The organism is Flavobacterium sp. (assembly GCF_044376915.1).
Lineage (GTDB): Bacteria > Bacteroidota > Bacteroidia > Flavobacteriales > Flavobacteriaceae > Flavobacterium.
In genome coordinates this window covers 1-19,341 of sequence record NZ_JBILKB010000022.1, presented here as the reverse complement: position 1 = coordinate 19,341, position 19,341 = coordinate 1, and the positions used below count along the sequence as shown (strand labels likewise).

Below are 19,341 nucleotides of genomic sequence, written 5' to 3'. Positions count from 1 at the left end.
ATATAAAGAAAATTAAATTCTTTAATATAGAAATAGGAATTCTTGTGAAGAAATATTTAAAACATTATATATACAATGGAAAGAGAAATATTATTAAGTGAATTACCACTATAAATTTTCTTTGAACCATTGTAGTATCTTGCTCCAATTTTGATACTATCCATATCATAAGATAAATCAATTAAACCACCAGAATCATTAGAAGAGCCAAGACCCCAACAATATTGTAATCCACCACCAATAGCTAAATCATCATTTATTCTATATTTTGCAATTATTGGAATTTCTAAAAAATTATTAGAAAAAGTTGATTTATCTTCACTTTGACCCATAAACGAATCTTTTGCTTCATATGAAATATGAGTATAACTAATCTCTCCTTGTAGAGCAAATTGTGAATTAACATTCATAGTTTCTATATAACCTATACTATAACCAACTTTTCCAGATGAAGAATTATCTACATCTGAAGAAAATGTTGCCATATTTGGAGCTATTCTTATACCACCCTTTATATCTTGCGCGTTTAAGCCTAATGAAATTAGACCAATAAACAGTAAAAATTTTTTCATTTATTTATTTTTTTAATTTAATTAATTATTTAATAACAGCGCCTTTCCAGTCGGAGCTACATGGATTACAGTTATTTTGCTGATAAATTTTATTTATTTTTCCTGCATAACCTGTTACTTTGACATTTACTTTCTTAAAAAAAACATAGTTTTCAACATCTACTACATAATTTGGATGTACAATAACATCTGTATTGGAATCAGTAACAGCTTTATAAGCTGCTGCCGATTTTGCTTTTGAAACAACAGAAGAAAAGAAACCTGTTCGAGTGGAATAATCTACACCTACAACATATTTTGAATCTCCTTTCAACCTGAAACAAAGAAAATACAAAGCGTTTGATTCACCTGATATTTTTTTACTTACATCAACTGAGATGTCCGCATCTAAAGGTCTAATATTCTCCGTCACTGATAGTGGCGTAGAAATTGTACTCGCTACTGTAGATTTACAACTAATTGAAAGAAACCCAATACTTGCGAGCCCTAAAAAAATAATTTTTCTCATAATATTTAATAATAGTTAGTTTTGTCTACTCTATACAGTTTTCGACTTTCCTGATTGATTTAATTCTTTATTTAAGCACAACATATAAATTTAATTGAGAATTAAATTATTACTCCATTAAATTTAAAACAATTTACATAAAAAAACACCTAATACATTAGGTGTTTTAAATTACAATTAAAAACACTATTTCATTTGTTTTGCAAAAATTTTGAGTGTATTTAATAAATTGGGGATATCATCTACTTTAGATTCTGTCCAAAATTCAATTTGATCAGCACCCTTTTTATCTCCTAATGGTCCATAATCAGCAATATGAATAGTGATTCTAAGATCTTTCTCATTTATCAAAAAAGAAAAAAACATTTCATTCGATTTAAAAACATATTCTTTAGATTGTTTCTTGTAAGTTGTTTTTAAATTGGGTACAATATCTCTTTCAATAAATGAAATCATTCCATTAACATCATCTTTGTCAATAAAAATCGTCCTTTTAAACATACCCTTAACCGCCGTTTGAGACGAAATGACAGTTTCTTGAGGTTTAACTTCAGCATCTAACTGTAAACCTTGAAGTATAATTTTTTTATCCGGTGTAGAAAAAATAATTGGATACATTTTTACAGTTTCACCTATACCTGATTTGAATGAAGCAATATTAGTCCAATCTCTAAAGAAATTAAATTCTTGATTGACCAAAATATTTTTTCTTATTATGGAACTTCCTTCAATAGCTCTTTGCACTTGAGCATTTATTGAAAATGAAATTAAAAAAACTATAAAAAAACTATATTTTTTCATACTAAATTATTATTTTAATTAATGTATCTATTGCTATCTATTACCACCATCCATAAACATTATATTGTACAACATTCGCTTTTGGACCGTTGCCATAAGCAACACCAATATCTCTAGCAGCTTTAATAGTAGCTTTTTGAATGTCAACATCATCTTGTTGTTGTTTCATTTGGAAATTCCATTCACGTTGATCCAATTCTTTGATGCGTTTAGCAATTGAATTAGACAAGGCAATAGCTTCTGAATAACAAGACGCATTTGGATCAATTTGTCCTAAATAATTAGAAGCGGCACTAGCACCGGAGGCATCTTGACTTTGATTCCATGCATTTTTTGCTTCCATTAAACTGGCCTTACATTGACGATCGATTTGTTGTTTATAAATTGGCGCAACAGCAGACATTGCTCTATCGTAACAATCTTTACAAACTTCAGGGATAGCTGTTAAGGTTGCAATAGCTGCATCAAATTCATTTTTACTGGTCAACATTTCTGCTTCTTTTAACAGAAAATCGCATTTGCTATTGTAATATTTGATAATCTTGGTTTTACCTTCTTCTATAAATGCACCATATTTAGGATCATTTGTATCTAGTCCTTTTAAAGCCATAATATATGCTTTGGCTTCACTTTTTCCAGAACCCTTTAAACTGATTGGTAAACTTGAAAATAATGTTCCAGCTATTCCGTCACCAATATATAATGTCAACTGAAGATTATACGTATAAATTGCTGGAGTTGTTGGAGTAATATCCTTTGTTAACTCAATAACATTTGCAGTTATGATGAAACGCTGTTTAGCGGTACTTCCTCCAATGCCATATTTGGAAGTAATTAAATTCATTTTGTTAATTAATACCGCTTTAGCCTCTTCTGAAATTTTAGAAACTTGTTGCGGAAAAACAGCAAGAAGTGAAATCCTAGCTTCATCATTGGAACTTCCTAAATTATTCTGTGAAAATCCAACATTAGAATAAGTAATTAACAATAAAAGTATATATATTTTTTTCATATCTTTTTATTTAGTTTTAATAATACCATCTTCAATTAATTTCTTTTTGATTTCATAAACTAAAACTCGAATAACAACGCCATGAGTTACAGATTCTCTGGCTTTTTTCTTATCTCTTTTTACTTTATCAAAAATTCTTTCATCCTTCATACTTACAAAATCTTTATACGGACCATTATCCGCAAAAAAACCATAAAAGTAATCTTGGTGTCTTTCTTGTGCATTAGGTTCCAACAGAATGGGAGATCTACTACAATCCGACTTCCCATTGTGAACACCCTTAAATATCACATCTCTAACCGCACTCTTTTTGGCCTGTTCAACAGCGTCTAATCTATTTCTGCCATTTCCCCATGCTTTTACCGTAATAGAACCATCTAACTCAGCTCCAAAACATTCGGTCTCAAAGTTATAATTACCCCCTAATTTGTCTTGTGCGTAAATAAAAGTTGGAAATAAAAATAATAAAAGAGCTAACTTAATTGTTTTCATATTCGTTATTTTTTTCCTGTGATAAATATTTCTACTCTTCCTAAACCAGAAGGTTCAATAGTACTTGTAATCCCTATCTTTTTTAATTCATCTACTATTTTTTCTGCAAAATACTTAAAGGAATTTTTTTCTTTTTCACCATCTTCTTCAAAAAACAAAGGAATTTTTGCTGTAAACACTCTAGTTGTTTCTGTTGCTATCGTTTCCTCTCTCTCATTTGCAAACTTCTTAACGATCTTAGCAATAATTCTATTTAACTCTTTTTCTTCGCCGTTTTGAGTAAACGGTGTATCAAAATTAAAATCAGCATTTTCAGACAAACTTAATGTCAATGTTCCTTCAATACCAGTAGTAACCTTTTCTTGGAAATAACCAAAAATTAAAGTTCTCAATTCGTCACTGGCTCCATTAATTGAATTAATCATCAATTGAAATTTATCATCACCACGAGTAGTTTTTTGAATCGTTGTACCAGTAATCACCTTGTTATTTGTATAAGGATCTATACCTGTAAGTGTAACAAGCATTTGATTTCCCATACCGTCTTTTGGTTCATCATCAATATCAACTTTAACCCACAAATCAGCCGCAAGCACTCTTGCAAAAATATCTAAAGAAGATTCTTGCTTTGCTTTTGATCTCGCATTATTTTTGGCTTCTTCTGTTTTTATTTGATCCAATCTGCTCTTCATATCACTAATCTTGAAAGGTCCATTAGGCTTATTGTATTTACTCTCTATAGCTGATAATGCTTTAGAAATTTTTGGATCAATTATAGCAGCTGGATAGTTGAATATTTCATCAACTGTGCCTTGATTATCTTTTTTTGTGATATATCCATTTCTTGACATCCATTCATCAGAAGGAACAACAAAAACTGTAGGAGTAAATCCAAAATCTGATAATGATTTGATAATATTTTGCTTCTCTAAATCTTTTCGTAATCTCGTAATTTCAACAGTAACAATAACATATGCTTCTATTGTCTTTTTACCTACTTCACTTACTGGATTTTTTGGATCCAACATAGCTTTTGGCACATAAGATCTATACAAAGTTGTATTAGTAAAAAATTCTTTAAAAAAATCTAATTTTTCATTATACAAGCTAGCCCCATTTGGACTAATTGCAGCTGCAGCAGGAATATTATTTCCTTCAGCATATCCGGTAAATATAACTGCATAAACTGCTTGCTGTTTTGCTTTTTCAATACAATCATTTACATCAGTTCCCGTATTTTTTATTTGTATCAATATGGAACCGTCTTTAGCTTGTTGAAATGGCATACGGTCATAATTATCTAGCCAAGGCTCTACTTTTTCGCCTTTCTTTTGAGAAAAAACATTTCCTACAGCTATAAATAATAAAGTAATTAATATAATCTTTTTCATTTTATTGACAATGTTTTATGAATGTTTAAATTATTTCAAAAGTCTTAGAAAATGTCTTCCAGCTTCAACTTTTTTATCCCCTCCACTAAAAGTAGTAAAACCAGGACCAGTAATTGCATTTCCGGCTTCATCTGTTTTATTCTCTCCTGAGGGTATGTACAAATTATCAAAAATTGGAAAATCTTTATCTACTTTTGCACTAGCAAAGGCTACATAAGATTTTTTACCTGTTTTCGGATCTGTTGTGCTTTTTAAAATTTCAAATTTATCTCCTGGTTCTAATCCTTCTTTAAGTCCTATCATAGCAGTAATTGGTCCAACAGATGAGATTGGCGTCACAGGTCTGAAAACTACATATTTTTTCTGCAATTTTGCAAAAATATTATCTATATTTCTTACAGTTCCTATGTCAATAATTTTTTCTTCTGTTCTTTTTTCTTTGATTGAAAAAGTAACTAAACTTGATGTGTTTTCTTCTCCAACAAATTTTAATTTAAATAAATTTGTCTTATCCCATTCACTTGCTCCAAAAGAAGAATCACCTGCTTTAAAGAAAGTTGTTCTAAAACTTTCTGCTACTTCATCATTCCAAACAAGTTGATATAAATACACTTTTGTCCAAATACTATACCCCTCTTTACCTCTTTCATATGCTTGGTTCGCTTTTTCTATTGCTTTATTTCTTACCATTTCAACAGAAATACTGCTAGCTTGTGTAATTAATGCATCACGAATTACTCTAGCAACAGGTTCATTTTCAACAAAATGCAATTTACTAAAAACAACAAATGTTCCACCAATAAGTTCTTCATCATAGAAATATTCACCTTCATCAGCAACACTACCGGCCGCTTCTTTAGCTTCAGCAGAAGCACTTTGTTTTGACTTTTCTGCTACATATTTAGTATCCATTTTACCCTCTTTGGTTCTGTTATACCATTTGGCTACAAGTTGGTTTGCTAATTTAGTTTCGTCAATAAATTTTTGAATTTTAACTGGCATGTCTGGATCATTTGAACCAACTATTCCACCAGTCGCTTCAGAAACAGCACCTTTTAATAATTTACCTGCTTCACTTGGTTTTTTGATACCTGCAGCTTCTCTTTCCTCATCAGTCACAGTATATTTTGCTGGATTAAAGGTATTTGAGGCAACAGTATGATTGTTATATTTATCTGGAAATGGGTAATTATTCCAAGATTTCATAACTAATTCCTTTTTAGGGAAAGTTTCTGATTCAATTAATACCATATGCAATGAACTTCTTCTGTAATCTAAAACATTTGTTTGTGCAACAAGTGCATTAAAAGAAGAAATCAATAATAATGTAAACAATAGATTTTTTTTCATTTTTTTTTGATTTTAGTTAGTATATAAAAGTTGATTTTTTTAAAGTTTGATTCCAACCGAAAGTTGAACAACAGAATTAGTATATTTAATAGCATTTTCATTGGATCCAGCATTCACATTGCTTATTCCTAGATTGTATCGAGTTTGAAAGAAAACACCATTTTTCAAATCATAAGCAAATCCCAAATTCAAACCAAAATCCACAGTTTTTTGATTTGAAATTGTTAATTTATCATCTTCTGTTTTTTCTTTTGCAGAAATTAGGAATCCTATTTGCGGTCCGGCTTCTATACTTAACTTTTCAGCCAAATATATTTTTGCCAGAACCGGAATATTAATATAATCGTATTTACTTCTACTAAATCCTGGGGTATCACTACCGCTGAAGCCTTGTCCAGAATATAAAAGTTCGGGCTGAAGTGAAAAATTATCAGACATAATAATTTCACTAAACAATCCAATATGTATACTCGTTCTGTTGGAATTATGAGTAATATCTCCAGAAAAATTAGAAACATTCAACCCTCCTTTTAATCCAAAAACAATACCCTCATCTTTTTTTGTTTTTTGTCCAAAAAATTGGGTAGAGACGAGTAACAATAAAATAATGCAAAATCTTTTTTTCATAGTAATCTAGATATAAATAATAAAATTTTAATTGATCAATTCGTAAACCATTTCGCCGTCAGAGGCAATAATTACGAGTTTATTCCTGTAAGCAACAATTTTCCCTACACCGCCTCCAGTTTCCACATTCATACAATCTGTAAACACTGCAAATCGTTCATCTGATGACTTTTCGATGGTGCAATTCATAAAATAATGGTTATCCCCGTAAGAATTCGTAAATTTCATCCCACTAGTATTTAAATGTGAAATATAGCCGTAAGTCACTACTAAACCTGTTCGCGCATTTTTGAATTTTCTTCCCTCTAAATAATCTACTATATCTGTTTGAGAAAATAAATTAATTGAAGAGATTAATAAAAAAAATAATATGGTATTTTTCATAATTATATATTAAAAAAAACAAATTACAACCGTTTGTAATTGTTTGTTAATTTACAAACTTACTAAATTTAACAAAACCTTAATACTTAATATTCGAAAATGAACAACTTGAACTAACTTGAACAATTTTTTATTCAATACTTGCAAATCTATTAAAATTATTATTACATTTAGCCCATAAATAGCCCATAATGAAAAATGACTACACACAAATATTGATTGACATTCAAAAAAAATCTAGGATTACGGTTCAGAATGTAAAGGATATTAAAAATTTAAGAGACGAAATTGAATCGGGTGTAGCTACTAAAATTGGCTACAATACCATGCGTAGATTATTTGGATTCTTACCGAAAACCGTCCCTTCTCACACTACCTTAACCATATTATCTAACTATTTAGGCTATGCATCCTATTCCAGTTATATCAACAATAAATTGAATTTTGACGAATGGTATTTTCAACAAAAGCTCATTAACTATCAATTAAATAATAAAATTGATAATGAAGTTACAGCAACTATCGAAGCCGGATTTACGAACAAAAACAACATTGTAGCAGTAGCAAATTATATTGCTCATTATATCCGTCAAAATAATCCTAATGCCTTGGAATTTATATTTACAACTGTAAAAATTCCTAAACTAACAGATGGTGAAGCACTAAAGTTTGCAACCATTATTACCTATCATTTATTACTTGTTGAAAAATCTAGAGCAATTGATCTTTATAAAAAGCTACTACCTATAGACAATTTTAGAAATTTAGTTCCGTTATATTACATTGATTATACCAATTTGACTTCAACTTATGGACTCGTGTTAGAATTGATAAAAAAAGTTTCTAATCGAAATTCAGACATACTTTTTGTAGACCTTATGCTTTATTACAAACGTTTTTTTCAAAATGAAACTACTACAAACACTGATACAATTAATACAACAAATGACTACAAAACATTTCACGATGTGCTAAAGGGAAGATATTTGGCTTATTTGATATTAAAATCCAATTCTTTTGATGACGAATTAGAAAATCAAATACTGAGCGAATTAAAAAAAAACCAAGTAAGTTTGATGTCTCAAGAAGTAATTGCAGCACTTATAGTAAAAGAAGAATATGAAGTTCTATCTGTGATTTTTGAAAAACATTACGAAGAAATTTTCGAAACTGTTTCATGGACTTCTAAAACAACCAATACTATCAATTTAATTGGTTTGGCTAATGTGAATTGGCACCAGCAAAAATATGCCTCGGCAAAAAAAAATCTAGATCTTGTAGAATTGGATAAAATTGAACTTGGGTATTATGACTATTTTTCATTGTTTTATTACCTCACTAAATTAAAAATTAGTTTTTCAGAAAAAGACAAATTGTCTAATAAACATGCACTTATGCAATTGAATAGACTCATCGAAAAGACTAATTTTTTTGTTTTCAAAAAATTATCAATCAAGTATCAATTAGATAATTTATATCTGTAATTTTAAACAATTTTACAACTAAGAAAAAAATAGTTAATTTTAAAAAAAATTGAATGAACGATAAAAAAATATTATTAGAAACCATTTTTAATAAAACTGGTATCTATATCACCACCAAAAATGATTGTAGATTAATAAGTCAACTTATTGCAAATGAAAAAGTTGGTTTCTTATCTGAATCTACTCTTTATCGTTTTTTTCTATACCATAAACATACCAATAAACCATACAAAAACACCTATAACGTATTGGCTAAATTTTGTGGATATCCCGATTGGAACACTTTTTTGAAATATTATGACTCCAATTATCTATTCAATGAACCTAAATTTTTAAATAATGCCATTGATACGGTAATCAAAAGTTTTGTTGTTAATGAAAATTTTAAACCACTAATTGATATATTTGATACATTAGATGAGGAAAGTTATAAAACAAGAGAGTTTTATGGTGTCAAAACATTCATGAACTTTCAAAAAACAAATTCGTTTCCAAAATTTATCAAAGAATTTGGTCGACATCATTTTGTTCGACAAATTTTGATTGAATCTTTATTTGATCCCTATCACAGAATGAATGGTTATGCAGAAAGTATAGAATTTTACATGAATGCTACGGATAAAAATTCTAATGATTACATTCGGGATCTTGTATTTACACAAGCGGTTTTATTTCGCCATTATTATTTAACATCAAACCCAAAAGCAGTGGAATATGGTAAAAAATTATTTGAAGACCCATGCTGGGAAGCTTCAATAGATCAATTGCATGTATTTCCTCAAACACGTTTTATGGCTTATAAATTTTGGTATCTCAAAATCAAAAACAGTTCTAATATTCAACTAAAAGCATATAGTGAATATTTTAAAAATTGGATCCTTAAAGAGATTGAGAAAAAAGATACATTACATGAATTAAATATCATGTACCACACCACTAAAGAAGTATTGTCTGATTTAAAATTTAACGAACTAAATTCAGAAATAAAACTATTGTTTGAAACAAAAATTAGTTCCCGATACAATCACGCCCTAGAATTTGATAAATTGTATAACCCAAATGGGATTACAAGCATTCTACCATTATGATATATATATTTTTATCTATTGTACTGTTTGCATTAAACAATGTATTGTGGAAGAAAAACCTACAAAATTGTTCGGTACCTTTTTTAATTGGATACAGAGCGTTTTTCACAACTATCATTGCTACCTCTATATTACTATATGTGCATGGTTTTGAAATATACCAAAACCAGCCGTTAGGAAAAATTACTTTGGGCTCACTATTTGGAGTCTTGGGCTTGATTTGTATGCTAACTGTCCTTAAAAAAGCACCTCTTCAATGGCTGGGCATTTATAATTTACTCGGTATCATATTCACCGCTTTGTATTTGTATTTCTTTGAAAATACGCCTGTAATGATATCCATACTTGGATTGATCATCATTTTCCTTGGTTTCTTACTATACATCTATCATAATAGAGAAAATGAATCTAAAATTAGCCCCAAACAGCATTTAATTCTTCTGGGTATGACATTGAGTTTTGGATTTTCTTCATTAATACATTGGAAAAATTTAGATACTAATGTACCTGCGATACTTATTATTTCTAATCAAGAACTGGTGGTTTTCTGTACGGCTGTTCTAATTTCTATTTTAACTAGTAATCGTGCCGAAATAAGTAGTAATATCTTAAAATATTTACCGAATGCACTACTAATGGCATTCATTATTTTCTTAGCCCTACTCTTTAGTTTTTTAGGTTTAAAAATTACTAATCCATTTATTTCAAGTATACTATTTCTTGTAACGCCTCTATTGACAATTACTTTTGGGGCGCTCTTTTTTAGAGAAAAAATGAGTTTTACAAATGGAATTGCAATAACTATTATAGCTTGTGGTGCCTTTATTTTACATTATCAAAGCTCATAACTTAAAGGGGGAATTGAGACAAGCAATGCTTTTTTTAATATATTTGATTAAAAATAATCACTATGAAATCATTTATTAGCTTTGCATTTATTATGTTTTGTTCTTTAACCAATGCTCAAAAAGTATTTAGCACCCAATATGCTAACCAGGCAGATGTAAAAGTTTTTGTTGTAAAATATGAAAACCAAGCCGACTTAAAAATATATAAAGTGAAGTACGAAAACCAAGCAGGAGAGAACAATGGGAAGTGGTTTTTTACCCAATATTTCAATCAGGCAAAAACAAAAATCTATTTTGTAGACTACGAAAACCAAGCCGATATAAAAATTTACTTTGTGCCGTATGAAAACCAAGCAGGATGGCGCAATCCCGAAAAAAAACATCTTTTGTATTGATTCTGTGATTTTACTTTATAGTATGACATACAAGAACAAATTATTCACTTCCAATTAATCTATCATAAAGAAATAAAAAAATATTCCTATTTTTATCAAAAATAAATACCAAATGAAAAAAAATATTGTATCCATAATTACCTTAGCATTTATTCTAGTAGGTACTTCCTATGCTCAAAACGCAAAAAAAATAGCTGATGTAACCGCTTTTAAGAATAGCATCACTCCTACTGAATTGAGCAAACACCTTTATATTATTGCCGACGACAATATGGAAGGTAGAAATACAGGCGAACCTGGGCAAAAAAGAGCCGGTGAATACCTCATCAACGAATACAAAAAAAACGGCATAAGTTTCCCAAAAGGGGCTAGTGATTTCTATCAAAAAGTCCCATCGGAATTTATGAAACGTGGATTTGCTCCTAAATTGAACGATTCTGAAAACATTTGGGCTTTTATAGAAGGTTCTGAAAAACCTGAAGAAATCCTAGTTATATCGGCACATTACGACCATGTGGGTATGAAAAATGGCGAGGTATTTAACGGTGCCGACGATGATGGCTCTGGTACTGTAGCCTTATTGGAAATCGCACAAGCGTTTAATGAAGCTAAAAAACAAGGCTTTGGTCCCAAACGTTCTATCCTTTTCTTGCATGTAACAGGTGAAGAACACGGTTTACTTGGCTCTCGTTTTTATTCTGAGAATCCTTTATTTCCTATTGAAAATACGATAGCAGATATCAACATTGATATGATTGGAAGACGCGATACATTACACCCAAAAACCAACAATTACATATATGTTATTGGTTCGGATCGTTTAAGTAGTGAATTACATATCATCAACGAAGAAGTAAATGCAAAATACACCCAATTAGAATTAGACTACAAGTACAATGACCGCAAAGATCCTGAACGCATCTATTTTCGTTCAGATCATTATAACTTTGCTAAAAAAGGTATTCCAGCGATCTTCTTTTTCAATGGAATTCATGCAGACTATCACCAATCTTCAGATACACCCGATAAAATTGAATATGATGCCTTGGCCAAAAGAGCACAACTTGCATTTGTGCTAGCTTGGGAATTAGCCAACAGACCGGAACGCATCAAAGTAGATCGAGACGGAAAATAAAATTTTAAAAAAAAAGCATTTGAGATCAAATGCTTTTTTTTATACTATTTTTTTCAATTCGGAAACCGCTATCCCTTCATGCGAAACATGATAGATCACTTCCCTATTCTTTAATACAATCACTTGTGGTGATTGATGATGTACCTTGTACCTGTCCGCAATCTCATTTGAAACCTCTCTATAATTCAGTAAGTCCAAATAATAAGGCTGAATTACATTTTGCAAATCAAATTCAAACTCAAATTGCTTGAGCGCAAATCTACTGATGCTGCAGCGGGTACTGTGCTTAAAAATCAAAACTGGTTGGGTTTCAGATTGGGTTGCAATTAATTCCAATTGGTCCGTTGATGTCAATTCATTCCAATTCATGTTGTAATTTTTTTAGTGTGCCAAATAACGTAAAATATTTTCGAAAAAAAACAATTTTTGAGTCATTATAAGCCATTTTGACCGAATTATATTAAAAAATAAATAAAAAAACGTCAAAATGGCTGCAATTCTACTTTGGAATACATATTGACCGAGTAGTATAGAACGTACAACAAACAAGTAAAATGAACAGCAATAAATTCACCATCAAAACGCAAGAAGCTCTTCAACAAGCGCAACGCATTGCACAACAATTGGGACACCAACAAATAGAAATCGCACACCTCTTTAGTGGAATTCTAGCTGTTGATGAAAATGTAACCCCATTTCTTTTAAAAAAATTAAATGTAAATCTGGTATTATTCAAAAAAATACTAGAAAGTACCTTACAAAGTTTTCCTAAAGTTTCAGGTGGCGATATCCTATTTTCAAGAGAGACCAGTAATACCTTAAACGAAGCAGAGAACATTGCTCAAAAAATGAACGATGAATTCGTCACTATAGAACATTTGATTTTAGCAATTTTTAAGTCGAAAAGTTCGGTTGCCCAAATACTAAAAGATCAAGGAGTAACCGGTAATGGACTTCAAGCAGCTGTTGACGAAATGCGTAAAGGCGAACGCGTTACCTCTACTTCGGCAGAGGAAACCTATAATTCCTTAAATAAATATGCGAAAAACCTCAACGAATTGGCTAAAAATGGGAAACTGGACCCGGTAATTGGTAGGGATGAAGAAATTCGTAGGGTATTGCAAATTTTAACCCGTCGTACTAAAAACAACCCTATGCTAGTTGGCGAACCCGGAGTCGGTAAAACAGCTATTGCTGAAGGATTGGCCCATAGAATTGTCGATGGGGATGTTCCTGAAAATCTAAAAGATAAAATTGTCTATTCCTTGGATATGGGAGCATTAATCGCGGGCGCAAAATACAAAGGGGAATTTGAAGAACGTTTAAAAGCGGTAGTCAAAGAAGTAACCTCAGCCGAGGGCGACATTGTACTCTTCATCGATGAAATTCACACCTTAGTAGGTGCTGGTGGTGGTGAAGGCGCTATGGATGCAGCCAATATACTAAAACCCGCATTGGCTCGAGGTGAGTTACGAGCAATTGGAGCCACTACACTAGATGAATATCAAAAATATTTTGAAAAGGACAAAGCCTTAGAACGCCGTTTCCAAAAAGTAATGGTAGACGAACCCGATACAGAAAGCGCTATTTCAATATTGCGTGGGATCAAAGAAAAGTATGAAACCCATCACAAAGTTCGCATCAAAGACGACGCAATTATTGCTGCCGTGGAACTTTCCCAACGCTATATTACCAATCGTTTCTTACCCGATAAAGCGATTGACTTGATGGACGAAGCCGCTTCAAAGTTGCGAATGGAAATCAATTCAAAACCTGAAGAATTAGATGTTTTGGATCGGAAAATCATGCAATTAGAAATTGAAACGGAGGCAATTAAACGTGAAATCGAAGATGCGCCGAACCCCTCTGAAATAAACAATCAAGTGCGGCAAAATGACGAAACAAAATTGAAAGTGTTGGGTTTAGATTTAGCCAATTTAAAAGAAGAACGTAATGAAATCTATACGCAATGGAAATCGGAGAAAGATGTAGTAGACCAAATTCAAAATGTAAAACAAGAAATTGAAGATTTCAAAAACGAAGCCGAACAAGCCGAACGCAACGGCGATTATGGAAAAGTAGCCGAAATTAGATACGGAAAAATCAAGGAAGCTCATGAGCGCTTGGATACCCTTCAAATACAATTGGCCCAAAATCAAGCGGGAAATTCACTCATAAAAGAAGAAGTTACGCGAGAAGATATTGCGGAAGTGGTGGCCAAATGGACTGGAATTCCTGTGATGAAAATGCTGCAAGGGGAACGAGAAAAACTCCTTAGTTTAGAAGCTGAACTCCATCAAAGAGTGGTAGGCCAAGAAGAAGCCATTGAAGCAGTAAGTGATGCCGTTCGACGAAGTCGGGCTGGGTTGCAAGACATGAAAAAACCTATTGGTTCCTTTCTATTCTTAGGCACTACCGGTGTGGGAAAAACAGAATTAGCCAAAGCGTTAGCCGAATATTTGTTTGACGATGAAAATGCAATGACTCGAATAGATATGAGCGAATACCAAGAACGACATTCAGTAAGTAGATTGGTAGGAGCACCTCCTGGCTATGTAGGTTATGACGAAGGCGGACAATTGACGGAGGCTGTTCGGAGAAAACCTTATTCTGTAATATTATTAGACGAAATTGAAAAAGCACATCCCGATACCTTTAACATCTTATTGCAAGTATTAGACGAAGGTCGTTTGACCGATAACAAAGGGCGTGTAGCGGATTTTAAAAACACTATCATCATCATGACGTCAAATATGGGTAGTGCCATCATTCAAGAAAAATTTGATACGTTAAATGGAACTATTGAGACAACTACTGAAGCAGCTAAAACAGAAGTGTTAGGGTTGTTGAAACAAATTGTTCGCCCCGAATTCATCAATAGAATTGATGAAATTGTAATGTTCACCCCACTAACCAATGCCAATATTAGAGAAATTGTAGGCTTACAATTGAAAGGAGTAATTAAAATGTTGGCCAAACAACAAATCACTTTAGATGCCACAACAGAAGCTATTGATTATTTGGCACAAAAAGGATATGATCCGCAATATGGCGCACGGCCAGTAAAACGAGTGATTCAACGCGAAGTGTTAAACCAACTTTCCAAAGAAATCTTAGCGGGTAAAGTAACCGCCGAAAGCATTATATTATTGGATTGTTTTGAAGATCAATTGGTCTTTAGAAACGAAAGTGATTTCGTTAAATAAAAAAGTTTGTTTAGTTTGTGCAACACCAATTCAATTATGAATTGGTGTTTTTTTATTATTTTCTTTTGAAAGAAGTTCTAATTATATCGTTAGGAAAAACGACAATGCTTTCATGTCCTGTATTTGAAACTGAGGCTACCCCAAAATAATAATTATCGATTACAATTCCTTCCAATTCAAATTGATCTACATCACCAACAAAACGACTAAATTCCCACTGAGAAGCGGTAGTTAAACGCCAATAAATTTTATATCCAATTATATTTTTAGCTGTGGCTTTATCCCATTTTAATTTGGTACTGGGAGCTACAATCCCTCCAATTCTTACATTTTTAGGCTCAGGAGATGCCCATGCCAAACTCGCTAATGTTATAGCATTTACTGCCGTTAATTTATTTGCGTATTCAAAATTAACACCTTCGATAACATCACCATATTTAATCCCATTTTCTTCTCTTATATCTTGATGCTGTCTGTTATAATTTTCTTGTGCTTCCATAATTCTAACGCCTGCAAAACCCAAATCATTAAAAGGTCGGTGATGCCCTCCTCTACCAAATCGATCTAACCTGTAGATCATCATTGGATTCATTTCGGGCATGTATGTTAAGGTCAATTTGTGAATGTATCGAGCAAGTTGTCTGGAAATACCATCTACTTCACCACCATAAAATCGTCTATTACTAATCTCTTTTTCGGTTTCAGTAACGGAAGTAGGTTCAGAAAAAATTCTAAAAGTTCTGTTATCAATAACACCATTAACCCCTTCAATATTTCCAATCATGTCATTGTTTAAAACCCCTATAATTTCCCAATTATTATTTTTAGCAAAGGCTGCAAAACCTTTTCCACCGAACAAACCTTGTTCTTCTCCCGATAATCCCAAATAGACTATATTGTAATCAAATTTATATTGTGATAAAACCCTCGCCGCTTCAATTGTCCCTGCCATTCCTGAAGCATTATCATTGGCACCAGGCGCGTCTTTAGTTGCATCAATTGGATCTGAATTTCTACTATCTATATCTCCCGTCATAATTACATAACGATTGCTATTCGCCGTTCCTCTTTGGACGGCTACAACATTTACAATCCAAGTGTCTTTAGGAACACGCTCGCCATCATTTGTGGTTACAAAATCTCTTTGATAAAAAACGTCCAAACAATTGGAACAATCTTTAGACACCTTTTCAAATTCAGATTTTATCCATCTTCTTGCTGCCCCTATTCCTCTTTTATTAGAAATCGTATCACTAAAAGTGTTTCTAGTTCCAAAATTTGCCAAAACTCTTATATCAGCTTCAATTCGCTTGGTATCAATTTGATCAATTATCGAATAAATTTTGGAATCCGTTTGACTAAAAAAAAGTTGACTAAAGCATAAAAAGCTAATAAAATAAATATGTTTCATTTGTTTTTTATTCAAATTTAGCAATAATAATAGTTAAATTTCATTTAAATAGTTAAAAATAGTAAATTGGCACGCATGAAAACAAAGCAAATCTTTATTCTGTTATTCTGTTTTGGATTAGTACTCTCTGGTATCCATCCTAAAGAATATTTCACTTGGTTTTTAGAAGTTTCTCCAGCCATTATAGGATTTATCATATTAACTTTTACCAATAAAAAATTTCCTTTTACAAATTTCACCTATTTCTTCATACTTCTCCATTGCTATATTTTATTCCTTGGAGGGCATTATACTTATGCCGAAGTGCCTGTGTTTGATTGGATAAAAGATACTTTTAATCACAGCCGAAACAACTATGACAAATTGGGTCATTTTGCACAAGGATTTGTACCTGCAATGATTACTAGAGAATTGTTTATTAGAAAAAATGTGGTAGCCAACAAAAACTATTTCAATTTTATCATTATCTCTATCTGTTTAGCAATTAGTGGTGCTTATGAGTGGATTGAATGGTGGGTTTCCATAGGTACCGGTGAAGGTGGTGATGCCTTTCTAGGAACGCAAGGTTATGTCTGGGACACACAATCAGATATGCTCTTGGCAACTATTGGGGCGAGTTGTATGCTCCTATTTTTAAGTAAAAAACACGACGACGCCATCAACAACCTTGAACCCTAATTTAAATTACGATGCTACACCTAAACTTCTCTCCTTTTCCTGAGCTCGAATCTGGGCGCTTGCAATTTCGAAAACTAACCGATGCTGATGCACCTGAAATTTTACGTCTTCGAGGAAACCCAGACACCATGAAATACATTCCAAGACCTTTGGCAAAAAGTCTGGAAGATGCCATAGCACATATTAAACAAATCAATGATAAAATCGATGAAAACTTGGATATTAATTGGGCAGTTACAGAAAAAGGTAACGATATATGCATTGGTCTTATGGGATTTTATAGAACGCAACCCGAGCATTATAGAACCGAATTAGGCTATATGATTGCACCCGAACATTGGGGAAAAGGCTACGCAACAGAAGCCATAAACACCCTATTAGATTATGCATTCCATACCCTTAGATTTCATTCCATTGAAGCGGTTATTGATGCGAGACATACTGCCTCAGAACGTGTTTTACAAAAATCGGGGTTTGTAAAAGAAGCCCATTTTAAAGAAAATTTTTATTACAACCATGAATTTACGGATACGGTAGTTTATGGATTGTTGCAACGCAATTTTATAAAAAAATAGTTTCCTATAAAATTATAGATTTTTAAAGTACCTTTGTGGTCACATGTTAAAAACGATCAACATACTCAATAAACGGGCAAAATTCGATTACGAAATTCTCGACAAATACTCGGCTGGAATTGTTTTATCCGGTACCGAAATTAAATCGATTCGTTTGGGTAAAGCCTCCATTACAGAAAGTTTTTGTGAATTTCACGAAGGCGAACTTTTTGTCATCAACTCCACTATTGAAGAGTATTTGTATGGTACCCACTACAATCACAAAACGAAGAGCGAACGCAAACTTCTTTTAAATAAAAAAGAATTAAAAAAGCTTAATAAAGATTCGGAAAACAAAGGGTTAACGATTGTTCCACTTCGCTTATATACCAATGAAAAAGGCTTGGCCAAGCTTGAAATTGCGCTTTGCAGAGGTAAAAAGAATTATGATAAACGGGAATCTTTAAAGGAACAAGATACCAAACGCGATTTGGATCGCATCAAAAAAGCTTTTTAACTTTTCGAAAGTTTTTTTCCTAACTAAAATTAATTACAGTTAATTAATTTTTATTTTCTAATAAGGGAACAAATTTACAATCACCAAATTCATGTTTTTCAAATTGGGTTTCGTTCTTACGAATCAATAGCGTCATAATTTGTTCTTTTTCACCCACTGGAATAACCAATCGACCTCCAATTTTCAGTTGGGCCATTAAAGCTTGGGGAATAACCGGCGCACCCGCAGTTACAATAATACTATCAAATGGAGCCGCTTCCGGCAATCCTTTATACCCGTCGCCAAAAACCATTTTCTTTGGATGGAAACCCAATTTTGGCAACTCACGCAGGGTATTTTTAAACAATTTATTTTGGCGTTCAACAGTATAAACTACCGCGCCCAACAAGCACAAAACAGCGGTTTGATACCCACTACCCGTCCCTATCTCTAAGACTTTATCGCCTTTCTTAATTTCTAATAATTGGCTTTGATAAGCTACTGTATACGGCTGAGAAATGGTTTGATCGGATCCAATAGGAAATGCCGTATCCTGGTAGGCAAAATTTTCAAAAATTTCTGCTAAAAAAAGATGGCGCGGAATTTTACCAATAGCGACTAACACATTTTTATCGGTTATGCCCTTTTCTTCCAACACTTTTACGAGTTGATTTCTAAGTCCTTGATGTTTATTGGTATCCTTCAATTTGGGTCCTGATTTATTTCGTAAAAATAACTTGAAAAAAATCAAAATGCAAATTTCAAATTCCAAATAAAACAACTATTTTAATTGTTTGCAAATTGGGTTTTCAAAATTGGAATTTAGGTAATAATTAGTACTTTTGATAAAATTTTATTTTATGCTAAAAGTAGGCGTTTTAGGTGCTGGTCACTTGGGGAAAATACATT

General features: G+C 32.3%; 21 protein-coding genes. 9 read left to right on the top strand and 12 right to left on the bottom strand.

All coding sequences use genetic code 11. The annotated features are described in order from the left end of the window. Positions 1-56: 56 nt before the first annotated feature. The 9 genes from ACIQ6Z_RS03915 to ACIQ6Z_RS03875 all read right to left on the bottom strand — a co-directional run bounded on the left by ACIQ6Z_RS03915 (position 57) and on the right by ACIQ6Z_RS03875 (position 7,137). Entirely contained in the window at positions 57-572 is a 516-nt protein-coding gene (locus ACIQ6Z_RS03915; RefSeq protein ID WP_396209629.1) for an outer membrane beta-barrel protein, read from the bottom strand. Positions 573-597: 25 nt separating this feature from the next. After that, positions 598-1,080 carry a hypothetical protein gene (locus ACIQ6Z_RS03910; RefSeq protein WP_396209628.1) on the bottom strand — a complete coding sequence of 161 codons (483 nt, stop codon included), beginning with the start codon at positions 1,078-1,080 and terminating at the stop codon, positions 598-600. 186 nt (positions 1,081-1,266) lie between these two features. Beyond that, positions 1,267-1,881 carry a hypothetical protein gene (locus tag ACIQ6Z_RS03905; RefSeq protein ID WP_396209627.1) on the bottom strand — a complete coding sequence of 205 codons (615 nt, stop codon included), beginning with the start codon at positions 1,879-1,881 and terminating at the stop codon, positions 1,267-1,269. A 40-nt stretch (positions 1,882-1,921) separates the two neighbouring features. Next, positions 1,922-2,893 carry a hypothetical protein gene (locus tag ACIQ6Z_RS03900; RefSeq protein ID WP_396209626.1) on the bottom strand — a complete coding sequence of 324 codons (972 nt, stop codon included), beginning with the start codon at positions 2,891-2,893 and terminating at the stop codon, positions 1,922-1,924. 6 nt (positions 2,894-2,899) lie between these two features. Then, positions 2,900-3,385, bottom strand: coding sequence for a hypothetical protein (locus tag ACIQ6Z_RS03895; RefSeq protein ID WP_396209625.1), 486 nt, complete (start codon positions 3,383-3,385; stop codon positions 2,900-2,902). Between the two features lie 5 nt (positions 3,386-3,390). Next, the gene (locus ACIQ6Z_RS03890; RefSeq protein ID WP_396209624.1) at positions 3,391-4,776 is read right to left on the bottom strand and encodes a DUF6175 family protein; all 1,386 of its coding nucleotides are present in this window, start codon (positions 4,774-4,776) and stop codon (positions 3,391-3,393) included. A 30-nt stretch (positions 4,777-4,806) separates the two neighbouring features. Then, positions 4,807-6,126, bottom strand: coding sequence for a hypothetical protein (locus ACIQ6Z_RS03885; protein ID WP_396209623.1), 1,320 nt, complete (start codon positions 6,124-6,126; stop codon positions 4,807-4,809). 39 nt (positions 6,127-6,165) lie between these two features. Further along, positions 6,166-6,753, bottom strand: coding sequence for a porin family protein (locus ACIQ6Z_RS03880; protein ID WP_396209622.1), 588 nt, complete (start codon positions 6,751-6,753; stop codon positions 6,166-6,168). Between the two features lie 27 nt (positions 6,754-6,780). After that, complete coding sequence (locus tag ACIQ6Z_RS03875; protein WP_396209621.1) at positions 6,781-7,137, bottom strand: hypothetical protein; 357 nt, start codon at positions 7,135-7,137, stop codon at positions 6,781-6,783. A gap of 191 nt (positions 7,138-7,328) precedes the next feature. On the opposite strand from ACIQ6Z_RS03875, the gene ACIQ6Z_RS03870 reads away from it, so the two are divergent. The 5 genes from ACIQ6Z_RS03870 (at position 7,329) to ACIQ6Z_RS03850 (ending at position 12,087) form a co-directional block, all read left to right on the top strand. Further along, entirely contained in the window at positions 7,329-8,621 is a 1,293-nt protein-coding gene (locus tag ACIQ6Z_RS03870) for a hypothetical protein (protein ID WP_396209620.1), read from the top strand. A 53-nt stretch (positions 8,622-8,674) separates the two neighbouring features. Then, the gene (locus ACIQ6Z_RS03865) at positions 8,675-9,709 is read left to right on the top strand and encodes a hypothetical protein (RefSeq protein ID WP_396209619.1); all 1,035 of its coding nucleotides are present in this window, start codon (positions 8,675-8,677) and stop codon (positions 9,707-9,709) included. Next, the gene (locus ACIQ6Z_RS03860) at positions 9,706-10,557 is read left to right on the top strand and encodes an EamA family transporter (protein WP_396209618.1); all 852 of its coding nucleotides are present in this window, start codon (positions 9,706-9,708) and stop codon (positions 10,555-10,557) included. The genes ACIQ6Z_RS03865 and ACIQ6Z_RS03860 overlap by 4 nt, the downstream gene beginning before the upstream one ends. Before the next feature lie 62 nt (positions 10,558-10,619). Then, positions 10,620-10,952, top strand: coding sequence for a DUF6150 family protein (locus ACIQ6Z_RS03855; RefSeq protein WP_396209617.1), 333 nt, complete (start codon positions 10,620-10,622; stop codon positions 10,950-10,952). Between the two features lie 112 nt (positions 10,953-11,064). Next, positions 11,065-12,087: a M28 family metallopeptidase gene (locus tag ACIQ6Z_RS03850; protein WP_396209616.1), complete on the top strand. Its 1,023-nt coding sequence runs from the start codon at positions 11,065-11,067 to the stop codon at positions 12,085-12,087. A 39-nt stretch (positions 12,088-12,126) separates the two neighbouring features. Here ACIQ6Z_RS03850 and ytxJ read toward each other — a convergent pair whose 3' ends face one another. Then, positions 12,127-12,456 (bottom strand): bacillithiol system redox-active protein YtxJ, encoded by a 330-nt coding sequence (gene ytxJ / locus ACIQ6Z_RS03845; protein WP_396209615.1) that lies wholly within the window; start codon positions 12,454-12,456, stop codon positions 12,127-12,129. A 185-nt stretch (positions 12,457-12,641) separates the two neighbouring features. On the opposite strand from ytxJ, the gene clpB reads away from it, so the two are divergent. Next, positions 12,642-15,293 (top strand): ATP-dependent chaperone ClpB, encoded by a 2,652-nt coding sequence (gene clpB / locus ACIQ6Z_RS03840; protein WP_396209614.1) that lies wholly within the window; start codon positions 12,642-12,644, stop codon positions 15,291-15,293. Positions 15,294-15,348: 55 nt separating this feature from the next. Here the strand turns inward: clpB and ACIQ6Z_RS03835 are convergent, their stop codons facing one another. Then, positions 15,349-16,704 carry a M28 family metallopeptidase gene (locus ACIQ6Z_RS03835; protein WP_396209613.1) on the bottom strand — a complete coding sequence of 452 codons (1,356 nt, stop codon included), beginning with the start codon at positions 16,702-16,704 and terminating at the stop codon, positions 15,349-15,351. Between the two features lie 75 nt (positions 16,705-16,779). Here ACIQ6Z_RS03835 and ACIQ6Z_RS03830 point away from each other — a divergent pair, with 75 nt between their 5' ends. Genes ACIQ6Z_RS03830 through smpB form a run of 3 tightly spaced genes read left to right on the top strand, consistent with a single transcriptional unit; the run spans position 16,780 to position 18,453 of the window. Beyond that, positions 16,780-17,382 (top strand): DUF2238 domain-containing protein, encoded by a 603-nt coding sequence (locus tag ACIQ6Z_RS03830; protein ID WP_396209612.1) that lies wholly within the window; start codon positions 16,780-16,782, stop codon positions 17,380-17,382. Between the two features lie 11 nt (positions 17,383-17,393). Further along, positions 17,394-17,957: a GNAT family N-acetyltransferase gene (locus ACIQ6Z_RS03825; protein ID WP_396209611.1), complete on the top strand. Its 564-nt coding sequence runs from the start codon at positions 17,394-17,396 to the stop codon at positions 17,955-17,957. Between the two features lie 43 nt (positions 17,958-18,000). Beyond that, entirely contained in the window at positions 18,001-18,453 is a 453-nt protein-coding gene (gene smpB, locus ACIQ6Z_RS03820) for an SsrA-binding protein SmpB (RefSeq protein WP_396209610.1), read from the top strand. Between the two features lie 43 nt (positions 18,454-18,496). Here the strand turns inward: smpB and ACIQ6Z_RS03815 are convergent, their stop codons facing one another. Then, a complete protein-coding gene (locus ACIQ6Z_RS03815; protein WP_396209609.1) occupies positions 18,497-19,138 on the bottom strand; it encodes a protein-L-isoaspartate(D-aspartate) O-methyltransferase in 642 nt (213 codons plus the stop codon). Positions 19,139-19,341 lie beyond the last annotated feature (203 nt).